General features: G+C 66.2%; 12 protein-coding genes. 1 reads left to right on the forward strand and 11 read right to left on the reverse strand.

Features of this window, described 5'->3' with window-relative positions:
* Nucleotides 1–81: 81 nt before the first annotated feature.
* The 11 genes from ACZ5B4_RS13475 to ACZ5B4_RS13525 form a co-directional block, all read right to left on the reverse strand.
* On the reverse strand, nucleotides 82–1,188 hold the full coding sequence (locus ACZ5B4_RS13475; RefSeq protein WP_464911748.1) for a tRNA dihydrouridine synthase: 1,107 nt from the start codon (nucleotides 1,186–1,188) through the stop codon (nucleotides 82–84).
* Nucleotides 1,189–1,311: 123 nt separating this feature from the next.
* Nucleotides 1,312–3,588: a hypothetical protein gene (locus ACZ5B4_RS13480; RefSeq protein ID WP_464911749.1), complete on the reverse strand. Its 2,277-nt coding sequence runs from the start codon at nucleotides 3,586–3,588 to the stop codon at nucleotides 1,312–1,314.
* A gap of 257 nt (nucleotides 3,589–3,845) precedes the next feature.
* Nucleotides 3,846–5,561 carry a S1C family serine protease gene (locus ACZ5B4_RS13485; RefSeq protein ID WP_464911750.1) on the reverse strand — a complete coding sequence of 572 codons (1,716 nt, stop codon included), beginning with the start codon at nucleotides 5,559–5,561 and terminating at the stop codon, nucleotides 3,846–3,848.
* Between the two features lie 108 nt (nucleotides 5,562–5,669).
* A complete protein-coding gene (locus ACZ5B4_RS13490) occupies nucleotides 5,670–7,877 on the reverse strand; it encodes a multiheme c-type cytochrome (protein WP_464911751.1) in 2,208 nt (735 codons plus the stop codon).
* An 82-nt stretch (nucleotides 7,878–7,959) separates the two neighbouring features.
* Nucleotides 7,960–9,177 (reverse strand): DUF1573 domain-containing protein, encoded by a 1,218-nt coding sequence (locus ACZ5B4_RS13495; RefSeq protein WP_464911752.1) that lies wholly within the window; start codon nucleotides 9,175–9,177, stop codon nucleotides 7,960–7,962.
* 513 nt (nucleotides 9,178–9,690) lie between these two features.
* Entirely contained in the window at nucleotides 9,691–10,767 is a 1,077-nt protein-coding gene (locus ACZ5B4_RS13500) for a Gfo/Idh/MocA family protein (protein ID WP_464911753.1), read from the reverse strand.
* 420 nt (nucleotides 10,768–11,187) lie between these two features.
* A complete protein-coding gene (locus ACZ5B4_RS13505; RefSeq protein ID WP_464911754.1) occupies nucleotides 11,188–12,408 on the reverse strand; it encodes a hypothetical protein in 1,221 nt (406 codons plus the stop codon).
* Between the two features lie 75 nt (nucleotides 12,409–12,483).
* Nucleotides 12,484–13,278: a class I SAM-dependent methyltransferase gene (locus ACZ5B4_RS13510; RefSeq protein ID WP_464911755.1), complete on the reverse strand. Its 795-nt coding sequence runs from the start codon at nucleotides 13,276–13,278 to the stop codon at nucleotides 12,484–12,486.
* Nucleotides 13,275–13,976, reverse strand: coding sequence for an HAD family hydrolase (locus ACZ5B4_RS13515; RefSeq protein ID WP_464911756.1), 702 nt, complete (start codon nucleotides 13,974–13,976; stop codon nucleotides 13,275–13,277). The genes ACZ5B4_RS13510 and ACZ5B4_RS13515 overlap by 4 nt, the downstream gene beginning before the upstream one ends.
* On the reverse strand, nucleotides 13,973–15,109 hold the full coding sequence (locus ACZ5B4_RS13520) for an ATP-grasp domain-containing protein (RefSeq protein ID WP_464911757.1): 1,137 nt from the start codon (nucleotides 15,107–15,109) through the stop codon (nucleotides 13,973–13,975). The genes ACZ5B4_RS13515 and ACZ5B4_RS13520 overlap by 4 nt, the downstream gene beginning before the upstream one ends.
* Nucleotides 15,106–15,846 (reverse strand): sugar transferase, encoded by a 741-nt coding sequence (locus ACZ5B4_RS13525; protein ID WP_464911758.1) that lies wholly within the window; start codon nucleotides 15,844–15,846, stop codon nucleotides 15,106–15,108. The genes ACZ5B4_RS13520 and ACZ5B4_RS13525 overlap by 4 nt, the downstream gene beginning before the upstream one ends.
* Nucleotides 15,847–16,237: 391 nt before the next feature.
* On the opposite strand from ACZ5B4_RS13525, the gene ACZ5B4_RS13530 reads away from it, so the two are divergent.
* The gene (locus tag ACZ5B4_RS13530) at nucleotides 16,238–17,710 is read left to right on the forward strand and encodes a neutral/alkaline non-lysosomal ceramidase N-terminal domain-containing protein (protein ID WP_464911759.1); all 1,473 of its coding nucleotides are present in this window, start codon (nucleotides 16,238–16,240) and stop codon (nucleotides 17,708–17,710) included.
* The last annotated feature ends 132 nt before the right edge of the window (nucleotides 17,711–17,842 follow it).

A 17,842-nucleotide genomic window follows, 5' to 3' on the forward strand; every position in this document is an offset into this window, starting at 1 on the left:
CGTTCCGCCTTGGTCTTGTACGGGCGCGTGGGTTCCTGATTGCAAGCCGGGACCGGGCCGTCGATTCCGCCTCCATTCCCTCTATTCCGCCTCGCTCGCGGCCGCGTAGAAGGCGTCCACCGCGCGGATCAGCGCTTTCATGTCGGACGCCGCGGAGACTTGCGTCCTTAGGGTTTTGGCGCCGGGGCGGCCCAGGCAAAACCGGCAAACATATTTCCGCATCAAGATCACGGCGCGATGGGCATCGAATTGTTCGGCCAGTGAACGGCATAGCTCGAGGAGGAGATCGCGCTGTTCTTCGGGAGACGGTTCGGGCGGGACCGGGCGTCCGGCCAAGGCGGCCGCCGCCTGCGCGAACAGCCAAGGCCGGGAGATCGCCGCCCGGCCGATCATCACCCCGTCCACGGGAAACCGCCGTAAAGCCGCCACCGCCTCTTCCCAAGTCCGGACGTCGCCGTTGCCGATCAGGGGGATGCGACGCAACCGGGCCTTGATTGAGGCCATTCGGTCCCAGTCGGCGGTGCCGCGATATTTCTGCTGCGCGGTACGGGCATGGACGAAGACGGCGGCCGCCCCGGCCTGCTCCAGCACCTCCGCCGTTTCCGGGGCATTGATGGTGTTGTCCGTCCAGCCCAAACGGATTTTGGCGGTGACGGGCACGGGCGCCGCGCGGCGGACGACCGACGCCGTCAGCTCTCCTACCTTCTCGGGAAACTGCAAAAGGAACGCACCGCACGAGACGCGATGCGTGATTTCCTCGGCCGGACAACCGAAATTGATGTCCAGCGAGCTGGGGCGGAACTCGTCCACGATGCGGGCGGCCACCTCGCCCAGCTTGTCCGGCTCGTTGTCCCAAATCTGCACCGCCAAGGGTCGCGGTTCGTCCCGCACGCCCCACAGCCGTTCGGGATAGCTTTGCTTGCGGGCATCGATTTCCAGAAAGCCGCGAGCGCTGACCATCTCGGTGCACAGCAGCCCGACGCCGCCCAATTTGCGAAGCGTTTGCCGGAGCGCGTAATTGGTGTAGCCCGCCATCGGGGCTTGAAACAGCGGCGGAAAGATCGTCAGGCCGCCCAGCCGGACGGGTCCCTTCACCGTCGCCGTGCCGCCGCCCGATCCCTGCTCGCGCTCCGAGGCGCGGAGGAGGCTCGCGGGCGATTCGAGGCCGAAAACCATATGCTCGCTCATGATGCCGTTGCGGGGTCGCAATGCGCAGAAAACCGAAATGGGGCCGGCGGCGCGCCTCGCCCGAGCCGTTTCGTCCCTGCAAAAAGCGGCGGGGGCCGCCGCCGCGGAACCCTCGGCCGCGCGTCACGCACCCGTCGCGCCCAGTGCCGCGATCAACACGTCCGGCGCCAAATCCGGATAGGCGGTCAGGACGTATTCCGCGATGCACTTATTGTACGCATGAGCCGCGGCCGCGTAGCGCAGCAATTCGCGAAACTCGGCGTCGGCAAGCTCCAAGACGTCGCCCAGGGATCCCGTCCCTTGGACGAATCGGCCTTCCGCCGCACGGCGTGCACGGTCCCAGGCCGCCGCAGCCTCAACCTGATGGGATAGGGTCCGAAAATCACCGTCGAGTCGCGCGAGATACGCTTGGATGTCGGGCCGGGCACGGAGGGACGCCGGCAAGGCTTCGGCACGCGCCGCATACGGCCCCACGTACGGCGCGCCGGCCGGGATGAGCAGGACGTCGGAATTGCGTTCCAGCACGGCACCCAGCCGATAAGCCGCCTCGATCAAGCCGCGGTGGGCCTCTTCCAAAGCGGCATCCGCCGCCGTCCGCGCGGCCTGTAATTCCAACATGGCCGGGGCGCCGCCGGGCCGGGACCATTGCTCGAGCGCGGCCGGAAAAAGCTCCGCCAAGACGATCGTCTGCTGCATCCGGATGATATACTCCGCCTTGCGCTCCGCGGTCTCCCAGTAGGACGACAGCAGCTCCCGCCGTTGTGCGGCAGGGCATCCCCGCAGCCGGTCCGTCAAGTTCGTCGCCTCGGCCTGCGGGGGAAGAATCTTGCGACCGAACAGCAGGGTCGCCAAGCGCCGGTTCTGTTCGACCGCCGACAACGACGCCAACGTCGGCAGGGCGTCCACAATCAGCGCCGGGTCGTCGGAGGCATCTTGGAGATCCGGGGACACGGCATCGGGCGCGGCGTACCGCTGCACGCGGCGCACGGCTCCGCTGCCGGAATACGGGGCCGACGGAACGAGCGGCGGCAAGGACCCGTCCTCCGTTTCCGAGAGGTACGTCGTCGGTGCGGCCCGGCTCGCGGGGAGCTCGGCGAACTCGGTCCGAGATGCGTCCACCGGCGCCGGGACGGAGGCCTCTTCAACTCCCAACGCCGGCATTGCCGACCCTTGCGACGCGCTCGCCGATGTTCCGCCGGGGGCTTGCAGGCCCGCGGCACCCGGCGACGAGAAAGGGACCGGCGGTAAGCCGGGCGATTCGGCGGCCGGAGCCGGAATGCCGGGGACGACGTTCGTCGGCGGATCGGAAGATGGGAGCGCTGCGGGGCCGGTCGGTTGCGGCGGGGCGGGCGTCGGACTCGATTCCGCACCGGACGGTTGCGGCGGAGCTACCGGCGCCGCAGGATGCGCCGTGCCGTTGCCCGAAGAATCCGCCGGCGTCCAACCGCCGCTGTTGCCGGAGGGTGCGCCGGGCGAGGCCGCCGGGCCGGATGTCTCGCCGCCGGTGCCCGATTCCCGGTTCTCGTCGCTCGAACTGCTCGCGGCGGTCTCGATCAGCATCCCCACGTATTGAGCGGCGGTCAGGTCGGCCGGTGCGACCCGTGACGCGAACCCGAGCACGGCCAAGTTGTAGTCTTCCGCGGCGGCGAAAAACGCGACTTCCTCCTCCCAAAGCAGCTTCCACACGCGGAACAGCGAGGGCCCCACGGCGCTGCCGCCCAGGTAGGCGTCGCGATAGGCGGACCAGGCGTCCTCCGCCGCCCGGGCCGCCGCATGGTGCAAGATCATGGCCTGCCGCCGCAGGGGCAACGTGCGATCCAGCATGCGCAGCTCCCAGGCCGCCGCCTGCGCGGGCAGCAGCCGTTCCAAGTAGGTCCGATAACCGCCGGTGTGCGGGATGTCGCTGGGAAAGGGGAGTCCCTGTTCGATGGGCGACCCCACGGCCCCCGCCAAGCGATACTGCGCGGTCTTGAGCGCCACCTTGGCCTGTTGCAGCGCGGCCTCGGCATGGGCAAGCAAACCTTGCAACAGGGGGGCGTCCGCGGGAGCCGGTTGCAACGCTTGGAGGCGATCGACGGCCTCCTGAGCCGCCGCCACCTCCCCCGCCGCACGCACGGCTTTCCAATACGCGGTGACGATCTCCGCCCGACTGCCGCCGCTTCCCGCTCCGCTCACGGCTGCCGTCAGCGAACGAGGGACCGAACCGGCGGGCAACGTCGTTCGCAAGACCTCGCGGAGGCGCTGATCCATCGAGTCGCGAAGCCGGCTTTGTTCGTCGGAGCGATTCTCCGTGGGCGGCGCCGCCGGCGGCGCGGCCTGTTGCCCCGGCAGCATGCCCGACCACAAGATCCCCAGCAGGGCGATGCCGGGTACCAGCAGCCGGATATCGGGTGTCTTCATGGCGGAACTCCCTTCTTCGGTCTCAGAGACGGCCCTTTTCCGCCCAGGGCGTGTGCGACGGCGCTCCAGATGCGGCCGGCCTCCCGGATGGGTATCTCCATCGCCACCAATATCGCCCTTTTGGTTGCGATTGAAAACTCCGGGCGGCCGGATCGCCGCATCTCCGCGGTAGGGCGCATGACGGAACCGCGGCCGCGAAGAGCCGATTGCAGGCGGCGTCCGCGCGGCGATGTTCCACGTCCCTCGCCCACGTTCGGTCACGGGGAAGAGGCCGGTATCTCCGCAACGAACATCGCCATGATGACCGGCATCAGGGTGACCTCGCCTTGCTCGCCGAATCGGACCTCCGCCGCCTGCGAGGTGGTCAATCCGGCCACCAGCAGCCGGGCTTGCACCTCGGCAGTGAAATCGGGTCGGGTACGCAGGAGCAACCATCGTTGCTTGTCTCCCCAGGAGACGACCACGGCCCCGGGGGGCAGCGCGGCGACCGTACCCACCAAGACGACGCCTTGCTGGGGCGCAGCCAAGCGTTCCTCCGCGAACGCGTTGAAGCGCCGGGCCGACTCGTCGTCGATCTCGTTCGGATCGAGGCCCGCGAAGAGGTTGTCGGCCTCCGTCGCCGCTTGGTCGATCACCTGGGGAGGGACGCCGGGCGGAATGTCGCCGCGGATTTGCAAGTACTTGACGATGTTGGCCAACCTGGCCCACTCGGCCAAGATCTCGTATTCCTGAGTGTTCTGCGGAGCCCAGCTCATCGCGGCGGCTTTCTCCCACAAGGGGCGTAAGAGGCGGGTGTCGACGACCTGTTCCGGCGGAACGTCGCGCGGTCGGATCGACGGGGCGGGCGGTAAGGGGCGGACTTCATCCCCGGCCCCCCGCACGGTCTCCCGCAGGTATCGCACGTGCGAGGCGAAACCGTATTCGGCCAAGCGGTGCACAAAGGTATTCACGCCCAGCACGCGCCCCGTCCCGTCCAACAGCGGACCGCCGCTGTTGCCCGGAGAAATCTTGGCATCGTGCTGAATCCAAACCATGTTTTGCGGGGCCTTGATCTGGGCCACGATGTGCTGGGGAAAGTTTTGCAGCAGCTCGGCCGTGGTCAGAATCCGGCTGACGATACCTCGGGAAAGGGAAAAATCGACGTTGTAAGGGTGACCCAGCGAGAAGATTTCCGTGCCGATCTCGGGCGTGCGATCGTAGCTGATGTCGAGAACGGTCAAGCGCACCGGCAGTTCGGCCAATTGCAGGATGGCCAGATCGTAGTGCGGGGTCTCGGCCACGACGCCCTTGAGGCGGTAGGTCCTGCCGTCGGAGAAGCGGACTTGGGCACGCTCGTTGATCTGCTCGATGAGATGGTAATTGGTGGCGATCCAGCCGCGGGCGTCCACGACGAAACCCGTCCCGGATTGGATCACCGTGCCGCCCTCCACGGGGACCTCGATTTTGACGACGCCTTCCCGGGCTTGGATCAACGTCTTGGCGACGACCGGTTGGCGGGGCGACCAATGCAGCGGCGGCGGAGCTTGGGAATCACCGTGCGGAAGCCGCGCCGGCGCGGGGTCGGCAGAGCCCGCCGCGCCCCGGCTGTTCCACCAATTCCATCCCAAGAAGAAGACGAGGACGGTTGCCGCCAGTCCGCCCACCGCCCACCCGATCCAAATCCGCAGCGCTCGCTCGCCGAGGAGATGCTCCGCGCCGGTCCGCCCGCGACGACGGTAGCGGCTCAACACGGGATCGTCCGCCGAGCCGATGGGTGGGGTGAAAACCGGGGGCCGGTCGGGGACGTCCGCCGCCTGGGAAGCCTCCGTCGCACGCTCCGCAGCGCTACCGGCGGCCGCGGCCGCGGCACCGATTGCGCGGGCCACCAGCGTGAACGATCGCCCGCAGCGAGCGCAACGGATCCGCGCTCCCGGGACCCGATCGCCTTCGGGAAGCGGTTCCCCGCAATGATTGCATCGCCAAGCCTCGGCCATCTCGCCGCACCATTCTCCGCGGACACCCCTTCTTAGCCTAACGCGCGGGAGTGAGGGACGCGAGACTTCGGCGGCGCGGAACGACCGGCGCGAGACGGTCCGCCGCGACTACTCTTTTTCGTAGTGCTCCACCAACGGCCAGTATTTGGCGAAGTCGAAGTCCGGGCTGTTGTCCAGATCGTGGCAGTTGCGGCAGGAATGGGCCTCGGACGTTTCGGCTTCCTCCTTGGTGACGATCATGGCTTGCGCCGCCCGTTGCTGCCGGGCGACGTCGCCGCCCATTTCCGCCGCCACGTGTTCGCCGCCCGGGCCGTGGCACGATTCGCACCCCACGTCGATCAACTTGGGCGTCCGCTCCTGCGAAAGGAATCCCGATTCGTACGGGAAATATCGCGTAGGATGCCATCCCGTCACGTGGCAACTGATGCACTCCGGATCATGGATCCGGGGAGGATCCAGGCGGACCAAGGTCTCCCATGCCTTGGCGTGGCCGCTCTTCCGCCAGATTTCGTACGACTTCTCGTGGCAGTTGGCGCATTTCTCGGAACCCACGAATTCGCCCTGCACGTCGCGCCGGGGATGCGGCACCGCGCGAATCTCCAGCCCGTCCAGCCCCAATGCCTCGAGTTGGCTTTGATAGTTGACCATCACCTGCTTCATCTCGGGCGAGTCGGGATAGCGCGAGTCGAGGATGACACGCTGGTACGCGATCGGGTTCTGCGGATCGTTGAAAATCCCCAGCACGACCGCCGCCATCCCTTTTTCTCCCACGTGGACCAGCATCGTGCGGGTGCCCGGCACGAACTGCGGCGACCCCGGCGGTTCGGCCGGACCGTCCGATGCGACCACGACTTGGAACTGCGGGAAGCGGCGAGCCAGGCTCAGCACCTCTTCCTCTTTCGCGTATGCCAAAAGGACGCGCAGGTCCGCCTGCTGCTCCAGTTCGGGCACGATTTCGGCGAGGGCTTCTTCGGGGTCCTTGAAGGCGATGTCGTTGTTGTGGATTTCGTCGTAGTATCCCCTGCCCAACACGGAGGTGATGCCCACGCGAACCCCGCCCCGCTCCAGAATGATCCGACGGGCGGTCCATTGATCGGCGTCGAAGGCGAAGAGGGCGGTATTGGCCGAGACGAAGCGGCTCGCCTGATCGTCCCCCGTCGCAATCAGCGACAATAACAGCGTGGCCGGCAAACGCAGGTCGTTTTTCCCCAGATTGACGGCGTCGTAATCGATCTGCTTCAAGGCGTCGAGGACCATCTGGAACTTGATTTCGGTCTGCTTGCCGAAGCCCTTGATGAAGCCGCCGACGTCCATGGCGACGACGGGCCAGCCCTGCTCGCGAAGCTGCCGGATCATCGTGTGGCGGCGGCTCAGTCCGCCTTTCATCCGTTCCTTGCCGGCGCAGCCGCACGGTTCGAAGTAGCCGTCCTGTCGGCCCGTAATGACCAAGGCCAGTTCCGGTTTGCTCCAGCCCACGAAGAACTCTCCGTTCTCCGCGATCGGATCGAAGGGCGGCCGTTCCAAACGTCGTTCGTCCTTTTTGCCGGAAATCGGCGCGGCCGGCGGGGAGCCGAGCGGGCCGGGCGGCAACCCCGGCTGTGCGGCGACCGTGGTGGGCGCAGGCGTCTCTCCCGCGGGGGAACTCCGCGAAGGGCTATCGGAAGGCGGTACTACCGGCGGCGCCCCTTGCCGCAACGGGTTGGGCAGCCCCTCCGTCGCCGTCGCCGCGCCCGGTGAAACGGGTGCGAGCGGCGGAACACCGGCGGGCGCATCGCTCTCGGAGGGCATCGCCTCACCGGCAGCCTCGGGAACGGCCGTTTCGGGGTTCACTCCGCCCGCGGGGCCGAACGGCTGGGGGACGGGCGGGATCGCCGCCCCTTCCGGCAAAGACGACGGTGCCGCGACCAAGCCCTCCGGCATAACCCAAGGCGTGCCCGGGATCGCGTTGGCCGATCCGTCGGGCGCCGGCTGCGAGGGACCGGCGGCGACGCTCTCGCCTTGCAGGGGCGGCTGGACCCAGGGTGAGGCCGTCTCGGCGGCCGCGGTAGCTGCCCGGGCCGGGACGGTGTCGGCCTCGGTTGTCGTTCGGGTTGGAGTCGGACTTTCCCGGCGTGCCTGCCCGACTTCGGACGCGGCCCCGGCGTCCGTCGATCCATGCGGTTTGACGCATCCCCCCGCAGTCAGGCCGAGGCTGAATAGCACGAAGCCTGCCAACAGCGCGGCCCACGGGTACCGAAGCATGACCGCGATTTGCCGGCGGGGATTCCGCGCGGGGGTGGTGAACTTGATCGAATTCCGTACTAGCCGTAATAGCATCGTGCAGAGACTCCGTTCCCGCGTCTCGCGCCGCCCCGGATGAGGTCCGGCGTGCCGCCGCGTCCCAGTGGGATGACCGGGATCAATCGACCGCGAGGCGCAGGAGGACTTTGATCTCCGGTGCGGCGGGGTGATTGGTTTTCAGGAAAATCTTTCCCAATTCCTCTTCGGAATCACCGAAATAATTGGCCGGCCCGGCCCCCGCCGGGATCGTGATGACGATCGGTATCAGGACGGATTCGCCCGCCTGGACCGTTTCCTCTTTTCGGACTTGGACCTGAACGAATTCCGGGACGGAGCGAACAGGCTCGACCTCCAGGGCCTGTCCGGGCAGCGCCGGCAAGCGGAGCATGATCCGGGCCTGGGAACCGCTCTCTCGCTGGATGCGGCCGAGGTGCAGGATTCCCCGTTGGGCATTCCATCCGCTGCCGATGATGCCGAATTCGCTTTCCACGCGACCTTGGACCGGCACCTCCACGGAGGGGATATCGCTCTGATCGGTGGCAATGCGGATTTTCTGATGAAACGGCCCGACGGGCAAGCCCGGTTTTACCCGAACCATGATCCGGTAGCCCCCGGTTGCTCCCGGTTCGCCGGCCAGTTCCGCCGCGGTGAGAGGCGCATGGGATAGTTCGAGGAACGGCAGCGTCTCGTTCTCCGTTTCCTCGAATCGAATGTCCGTGATCGTCACCGGTTGGCGGCGGAAGATCACTACGCGAACCTCGCCCGTCGCGGCCTGATTGCGGACGATGCGACTAAACACCAATTCCGCCGGGACGACGCGAATGGAACGTTCCACATTGGCCTTGATCTTCAGAATCAACCGGGGATTCTGCGGATCGTTCGTCACCAGAGAGGCGTGCTGCGAGACCGGGCCGATGTATTCATGGGCATCGAATTGGATCGCGATCTTGATTCCCTCCTGCGGCTGGAGCGTGGCCTGCGAAAAATCGAGGACGGTACAGCGGCAAGAGCTATCGCCCACGCGGAGTGTCAGCGGCGCATCACCGACGTTCCGGACCAGAAACTCATGCCGGTACTCGCCTTCGGACTCGATCGATCCGAAGTCATGCTCCATCTCGGATACCTCTACGCGAGGCAAGGCCCCGGCGGGGCGAGCCGCAGCCCCTTGGCTGCGGGCCGGGAAATTCACGACGATCGGCTCGGCAGGTGTCACGCCGATCAAGGGACGCCCCGACCAGGGCAGGCGATGAACTTGATAGTAGGCGAGGCCCATGCCCGAGACCGCGCCCAAAACCACGGCGACCAAAGCGAAGACAACGCCGGCATATCGAAACATGATTCCAAACTCCCGACCAACGCGAACGCCTATTGTCAATAATTAGAATGAAAGACTTGTGATTGAAAGTATATTGAAATCGTTCTCCAGGGCCGTCGAGGGGCTTGCTCCGTCATGAGATGGCTGCGGAATCGCCGGGCCGAATCCCTCCGGACGACTCGATCGAGCGAGTCCCTCCGGTGTCGCTCAATGCCGCCCGACGAAAAGCTTCCCTCCAATTACTTCGAAAACGGAGGTATCTTTCCAGGAAATCAACTCGTCCCGGAAAATCCACGGGCCTGCCCAGGAAACAGGAAAATGGCGGGGCCGTCCGCTTCCGGCCCTGCTTGAGTTTTCCTACCCCTCTCCGTGACGAGAACGGCCGATCGTCCTTCTTCGTGCCGGCCGAATCCGGGCCGCTCTCCATTCTATCCGTAAGCTGTACGCCGGATGTTCGAATTTGTTTCACAACGTATGGCGCAATCGGCGTATCGTTCGAGAGCCTAGAGGCAGGCGGAGGGTAACCACCCATTATTATTGGGGGGATTCTTGGGGGGAATCCGCACGTGACGGTGGATGCGGCACGTCCGCCGGCCGGTCTACCGTGTCTTGTGGGCGGCAATTCGGGTGAGAGTCCACCGCTTGCTGGACCGTCTTCAACACCTGATACATCGTCTCCAGGTCGTCAATCCGCTGGACCAGACTGGTGACGGCGCGGTGGAACTGGAGGAGCATCCGCTCATCGACGGAGCGTTCGTGATCCAGCCTTTCCTGGTGCCGCCCGGCTTGATCGAACCAAACCAACCCGGCCGGCAGGTCGAGAAAGGCAATGCCTTCGCGGCAAGCGATCTGCATATCCGGAGGGGGACGATAGGCGATGGCCTCGGTCCAGGCCTCCGGGATGTATCGCCCGCAACTGATCTGAGCGATCGGACCTTTTCCCTTCTCATGGAGGGGGCTGAAGTCCAAGCTCATCATCATGTAATCGGCGCCCATCGCGTCATCACCCGTGATATGCATAACGCTGCTGACCGAAGAGGGATGGGATCCCACCACAAAGCGGCACCAATCCACCAATTCCACCAGGTCGAATTTCACGATGGGCTGCGGAGGCGGGACGGGCGTTCCATTGCGTTTCAAGAATCTCGAAAGTCTGCGGTGACAGAAGATCAGGCGCAATTCTCCCAGCTTCGTGGCCAGAAGCTCTTTCAGCCGCAGCGTGGCCGGGGCGTATCGGTGAGGTAATTCCGCCATAAAGGCCACGCCGGCCGCCGAGACCGCCTGTCGGACCTCTTCGAATTGCCGCAGGCTGAGGTGAACGCGACTGCCCAGGTAGACCGCCTTCCCGTACTCGCAGGCCGCCAGGATGGGAATGTGGCCGAGCCAAGAGTTGGAGAGGATCAATACGGCGTCGATGTCGGGGCGGCGGCACATGGCTCGGAACCCCACGTGGGCCTCGGCGCCGATCTCCTCGGCCGACAGCCTCGCCCGCTCCGCCACCGGCTCATACATGGCCCGCACCTGAAAGCGGTCCGCGAGCACCCGGAGCACCGGGAGATAGCGCGATTCCCAGACGTCGCCCGCTCCGACAACCCCAAGACGCAGCTTCATGCTTGGTAGATCTCCTATTCGGCCTCACTCCAGGAATCGGCTGGAGTTGTCTACGGCCCAGCGAGAGCGCCGCCGCCATCGCCCGCTTGCGGTCCCCACTTATGGGAAAGTCGGCCCCTCCTCGCACACGCGTTCATCTTTGAGATAACCCTTCATTCCCGCCTTGCACATTCCCGCCTTGCACGGGCGACATTTCCCGACTTGGCACGCCGGGCGACCCGCGTTCAACCGGTGCGTCATCTCCGGTTTCCTTCGGCAACGACCTCGCCGCGTCAAAATGACGACGGAAAGCCACGCGGAATTATAGCACGCGGCTTGGGTGATCGCAGCACTCGAAGTAGCGCGGTCAGAAATACGCGGCAGCCCAGCCCGATTCACCGTAGGTCGGCGACATGCCGGGAGGCCGGGCGGAATGGGGCATCAGTCGCCGCCGGTCCCGAAAAACTCCCGCACAATCTGAGCGGCTTCTTCCATATCTTCCGGGGTGTAACGAAAATCGCACGGCAGGGCCAACATGCGCGCGGCGAAATCGGCGGCTTCCCGGAAGCGGCGCTCGACCTCTCTCGGCAGGGGCCAGAAGACGGGCGGGTAGATCCGGCGCTGAATCAAGACATTCCGCAGACGGTCGCGCTCTCCGCGGTTCGCACACAAGACGACGACGGCGAAGGGGCATTGTGCCGGGAAAAGCCCTTGCATCCCACGCGGCAGAACGTCGCGCCGGTTCGATTCGAGCGCTAGGGGGGCCCGGCATTGCCGCAGGCGGCGGGTCAGATATTCCGCGTTCCGCGCCCGCTCGGCACGCCATCTTTGCCAAGGCAGGTGCGGCAACATGGAAGCGGTCAGCGGCAACGGCCGCGAGATCGGCCGAATGCTCATCGCCGCTTCGGATTGGATCTGCCACGCCCGAAAGTCGTCCTTCTCCACCGCCATCCCCGCCAGGTAGTGACGCTTGAGCAGCATGGCCGCCAGCTTCTGTTGTGCGGCCGTTGCGTGTCGGGGGATCAGCGACTCGGGCGAGGGGCAGGGAAGCCCCAGCGGCGACCAGGCGGCGCCGCCGTCGGGAGTGGGCAGGGTTTTTCGGAGCGATACCAGGCAGTAACCCGCCTTCGACTCGCGGGCCGAGCGGCTCCAAGGGTCGTGCGTGTGGTCCTCGATCCGGTTTTCGTTCGGCCAGTCCGGCGGTACCGGATGCGGTTCTTCCAAGCCCAAGACGTTGACGCTCAGCAGGACCTCGTCGCGATTCCGAAAGGGCGGCCACTCCGGCGGTTCATCGCCGGGGGGCGTAGCGCGGTAGTATCGACATTGCATGTCGGCGGCGCGGGCGGCCTGCGTCACGCTTTGGCAAACGTAGCTCGGCAGATGGCAAACACGCCAACCGAAGCGACGCCGACCTTCCAAGAGCACGGCGTACAATGCCTGCCGGCCGTTGCCGAACAGCACGGCGTTCGGGGGCAAGATGTCTCGCCCACTCCCGCTAGGCTCCGTCGCGATCCAATGGAATTCGCCCCCCAACTCCCAGATCGGCCCGGCAGCCGGCGATTCCGGGGACGCGGGGATCGTAGCGGGGATCGTCGCATCGACCGCCGGTGCCGCGGCGGTGGCAGTCGAATCGTAAGACGAGGGCGATATCCGTGTTTTCATCGGGAGCGTTCTCATTGGAGGCGTGCCGGTGGTCGCATCGTACGGCGGAAGACATGGCCCGCGTCGCACCAACTCTCAAGCAGCTTTCGAAGCCGCGTCGGGCGAGCGGGCACCGGACCGCGCAACGTCCTTCGCATCCGCCCCGGGCAGGGCTTTCGCCGCGGAGGCTTGCGGGCGTTCGGCAATCAGAACGTCGGCGAAGCCCAGCACGTCCCAGACCACGCTGGCGGGGATGTAACCGCGGAGGATCAGCCCGGCCGCCGCATACAGCGGCAACAGGATCACCCGGCGGAGCAAGAATCGTTTGCCGCGGTGCACGACCCGCAACCCCAGGCGGCCGACAAGCTCGGCCAAGCGATCGAGGTTCACCAAGCCGCGGTGGGTGGGGTCGTCGGCGAAATTCAAGCAACCGCGAATGCCGAGGAAGCCGTCGCGTGCGCGGGGCAGCCGCAGGCTTCGCTCCGCCGGGACCTCGATATAAAAGAATCCGCCCGGTTTTACCGTCCGCACCAATCCCGGCAGGACCGCCCAGGGATCGCGCAAGTGTTCCAGCACGTGGGAGCAGATGACCAGATCGTATGCCTCCGCCGGCACGGCGGCAAGCAGCTCCGGACGGTCGAGGTCGATCTCATGGAAGGCGTCCATGAGAGCGTCGTCATGCGCGTCGCGATTCCAACGTTCGCGATCCAGGCCTTCGTAGCGGCAGCGGGGGAAATACTGCTTGGTGACGGTCGGGCTATGGTTGCCGCAACCGACGTCGAGAATCCTTGCACCGGGGCGTCGCAATACCTTGCGGAAGGGAACGAACCGGTGGGGATAGGCGCACCAGCGATACGCGGCCGCCGCCCAGGCTCGGAACGGGTTTTTCACCGGACCGTCTCCAGGAACATCGGGTTGATGGCGGAACGCAGGACCTCCGGCAGTCGGCTCAGGCATTCGATCTCGGCCCAGGGTTGCGCCTCCGGCAGGTGCGGCCGATCGCGAAACCATCCCCGGGGACTTCGGATGCGGACCGCGCCCAAGCCCGCCCGAATCGCGCCGAAGATGTCGCGCTGCGGATGATCGCCCACGAAGATCGCTTCGTGAGGTCGGACCTTGAGGTTGCGACAGGCGGTGTGAAACGGCTGAGGATCGGGCTTCCAGTGGCGACGTCCCAAACGGTCGCAGATGACGACCGTATCGACTCGGCCGATCAGGCCCAAGGCGGCCAACTTTCGCTCTTGGACCTCGGCGTGGCCGTCGGTCACGATGCCGAGTCGATAGAACGGGCAAAGTTCGTGCAACAGGGCATCCGTCTCGGGGGGCAAACGGAGGCGGAATTCGCAACCTCGGAAGCGGTCGAGCAAGTCGGGGACCCAATCACGGGGAAAGCCGAGGACGTCGCTCGCGCGATCAAGGACCGCCTCCCGATCGGCGAAGTGGAGACGCTCCAGCGTCGCAACCGTGAGCTCCGCCGAGCCGATCCCCCGGCGGGCCAACTCCTCCGCCACGGCCGCGAATCCTTGGCGGTAATAGTCGATCTCGGGATACAGCGTGTCATCCAAATCGAACAGTACGGCGCGGATCATTCGGGGTCACCTCCCGTTGCGAGGTGTGCGGCAGCGCGTTCCGCGGCGCTATAAAAATGGGGGCGAGTCGGGCGTTCAGGCACGGCGGCAGAATCGCCCTGGAACGACGGATCGATTCGGACCGGCCGACCGTCGAGATGGTACACCTCACCCAAAAATCGCACCAAGCGGAGGCCGATCACGTAGTCATCGCAGGGTTCGCGGCACAGCCCGCCCGACGCCTCATAAAGAATACTCCACAAAAGCCGCCCGCCGGTCGCCGTATTGGAAAGCAACGAGGCCGAACCGAGCCGCGGATTGACGTCGATCACGGCCGGCCCTCGCGCGCCGACGATGACCTGCACGTTGAGCGGGCCCCAATAGCCGGCCGAGGCCAGCGCGCCGGCGCAGGCTCGGGCCGCGGCCTGCACTTCCGGGCGGCTTACAGTGTGGCTTTGATACGCTTCACCGCCCACCACTTTGTCGCGCTGCCGCACCACCGCCGCCATCGTCAGGCCGCCCCGGGAGACGTACAGGTCCACGCTGTACTCGGGTCCGTCCAAGTACTCCTCCAAGATCATGTCGGGCCGTTCCTGCACGCACCGTTCGGCCGACGCTCGATCCCGGCACAGCCGCGCGCCGATGGAACCGAAGCCGCGGGCGGGCTTGGCGAAGAGCGGGAAGGAGGCCGACGGCAACTCTTCCGCGGCCACCATCCGCGGCACCGCCAGTCGGTGCGACTGCGCAAAGGCATGAAAGCGGCGCTTGTCGAAACAGGTCTCGGCCACCTCAAGGGACGGGCAAACCACGTGGATGCCGTCGCTCGCCAAGGCCGATCGGTGCGGCGCCAGGGCCATCACGTCGATATCGATCAACGGCAGGATCAGGCCCACCCCGTGCTTTAGGGCCAGATTCCGCAGTGCGGGCACGTAGGCCGGGTCATGAACCGGCGGGACTTGGAACGCAGCGTCGGCGAAGCAGCCGGCAGGCGTGACCGGCTGGAGGTCGGCGACGAAGACGCGGCCGTCGCGGAATGCCGGGACCCGCGCCATGGCTTCGCGGACGTGCAGGATATGCCCCACCCATTTGCCGCCGCAAGGGATCAGCACGTTGGAACCGCAAAAGGGGACCGGGACCGGGGCCGGGCGATTCATGCGGCGCGCAACCTTTCTTCGGGTGAAGGGGGCACAACAGCCGCGGCGTCGACGCCCACTTCGCGTGAGGCTCGGTCGCCGCGCATGCCCCTCGAACCTTCGGATAGCTCCCAGGTCAGGGATTCATCGCCCGGGTGCAACCCCAGATCGTCCACGACCCGGACGTCTTGTCCCGCCCCGTCGAAGAGCGTACCGCCGGGGACCTTCCGCAGCGTCCACCACAGGATTTTGATGTCCAGCCACAGGCTGAAGCGGTCCACGTATTGCACGTCCAACGCCAGCCTTTGACTGAAAGGCAGGGCGTTGCGCCCGAGCACTTGCGCCAGTCCCGTGATGCCCGGCCGGACGTCGTGGCGGCGAGCCTGTTCCGGCGTGTAGCGGGGCAAATACTCCATCAACAGCGGGCGCGGGCCGACCAGGCTCATGTCGCCGCGGAGGACGTTCCACAGCTCGGGCAGCTCATCCAAGCTGAATCGCCGCAGGAGACGCCCCAGCGGCGTCAACCGTTCGGCGTCGGGCAGAGGGCGTCCCTGACCGTCGCGGAGGTCCCGCATGGTGCGAAACTTGTACATCGTGAACGGGCGACCGCCGCGGCCGGGACGGACTTGCCGGAACAGAACGGGCGTGCCCAAATCACGCCGCACCAGCAGGGCGATGACCAAAAGCAAGGGTGCCAGCAGGCATAACCCCGCTGCCGCGCCCACCACGTCGATGAGCCGCTTGACCGCGAATTGCACTCTCTTCCTTCGGCCTTCCATGGCGAATTGGGAAATCCTATGGGAGTAGATAGGCGGTGCGTCCCCGAAGCCGGACACGAGCCAATCGCCCGAGATGGTCCCCCCCGGCGTGGAACGGCCGCTTTCCTTGAGCGTAAATTAGCCGCCCCGGGCTTTTTAATCAAGAGAAATCGTGCGTTCCCGACCCAGGCCGTCCGCTACGGAAGTCGACCGCGGCGAACTTCCCGGTTTGCTTGCCGAAAATGGCCCCATCGGCGGTCGTTGGGGATACAATATTCCTCGGCCCGAGGCGGCCGCCGCACGCCGCCGCCGTGCTCCCCGCGGAGCGGAGCATGACAAGCCGGCGGCGAGAGGCAAGATCCGTCACCCTGCTTGCAGCGAGGAGACTGCCATGGACCGAACGAATCGTCATAGCGCCGATACCGGTACGGCGCGGAGAACCGTTTTGAAGACGCTCGGCGGCGGAATCGCTTGGGCGTGTCTGCCCAGGCCGATTCGGGCGGGGCGCGCCGCAGATGCCGGCTTGCGGGTCGGAGAGGGCACGGCCGACATCACGCCGCCGCAGGGCGTGGAACTGGCCGGCTTTCATCGCCCCCCGGGACAGGAGCGCCGATCCCGGGGCGTTCGCGAACCGTCGTCGGTTCGGGCCTTGATCTTGGAGGTCCAAGGGACCCGTGCGGCCGTGGTTTCCTTGGAGCTGTGCGCCTTGGGTGCGGCAGCCTCCGCGCGCATGCGACGGCGCATCGCTCAAGACACGGGGATAGCGCTCGGGCAGATCAAGCTCTGTGCGACCCACACGCACTCCATGCCGTCGCTGCAACCGTTCCGCCAATGGGGAGCGGTTTCGGAAGAGTACACGGTCCAAGTGGAGGATCGCGCGGCGGCCGCCGTCGCCCAAGCCGTCGAGGATCTGGCCCCGGCACGATTGAAGCTCGGTCGCACCACGGTCGTGGGCGGCAATTTCAATCGCACCACGCCGACTTGGAAGACGGAAGACGCCTTCGACGAACAGGCGACGGCTCAGGTCCGCTGGCTGGATCGTCACCTGCACGCTCTGCTGTTCGAAAGAGAGGCACGGAAAAACCTGCTGTGGTACCACTTTTCGGCCCATCCGGTCTGTTTTGCCGACGAACTGACGGGTCCCGACTGGCCCGCCTTGGTGGCGCACCGGGCCGAGGACCGTTGGGGTCTTACCCCCGGTTACCTCCAGGGGCACATCGGCGACGTCAACCCCGGCGACGGCGACCCATGGCGGGGCGATGCCGAAAAGACGGCCAAGGCCGTTTGGGCAGGGCTGGAGGCCGCGGTAGACTCCGCCCAACCGCTTAGCGTCGATTCCTTGGAGATCGCCCGCGGCTCGTGCAACTTGCCCCTGGACCGCGATCGCTGGGCGGCGTGGGTGGAGGAATACCGAAAAAATCCCGAGGCATGCCGATCCGGGGTATGGGTGGATGCCCCGTTCGCCGCCGAATGGTTCGAGGCCAACCAAGGCCGCGATCCGCAAACCGTGCCGCGAGTCTTGCCCACCGAAATCGCTTGCTGGCGGCTGGGACCGTTGACCCTGATGTTCCACGGCGGGGAATTGTACAGCTATTACGGGCTATGGCTGCGCAACCGTTCCCCCGCCGCCCACACGCTGGTGGTGGGCTACGCGGACGATTTCGTGGGATACCTGACCGATCCCCGTGCCCACGAGGCGGCTGAATACGCGGCCGTGGTCGTCCCCAAGATACTCGATCTGCCTCCTTTTCAACCCAACGCCGCGGAGGTGCTGTGCCGCGGGCTGATCGATCTCGCCGCAGGTGGGACGAATGCCGTCTCGCGGCGGCGGGGTGAAAACCGGCTCACCGCCGCGGAGGCTTGATCTTTGCCATGTGCTTGGGAAACTGGAGGAGGCGGGCGAGGCGGCGGTCGCGCCCCGGAGCTGCGCGGAGCTCGCTCGCCATCGGGCCGGAGCAGAGCGAAGATCGCCGGCCTCGGCGGTTCGCGTAGTCTG

It is taken from the genome of Thermogutta hypogea (assembly GCF_055386265.1).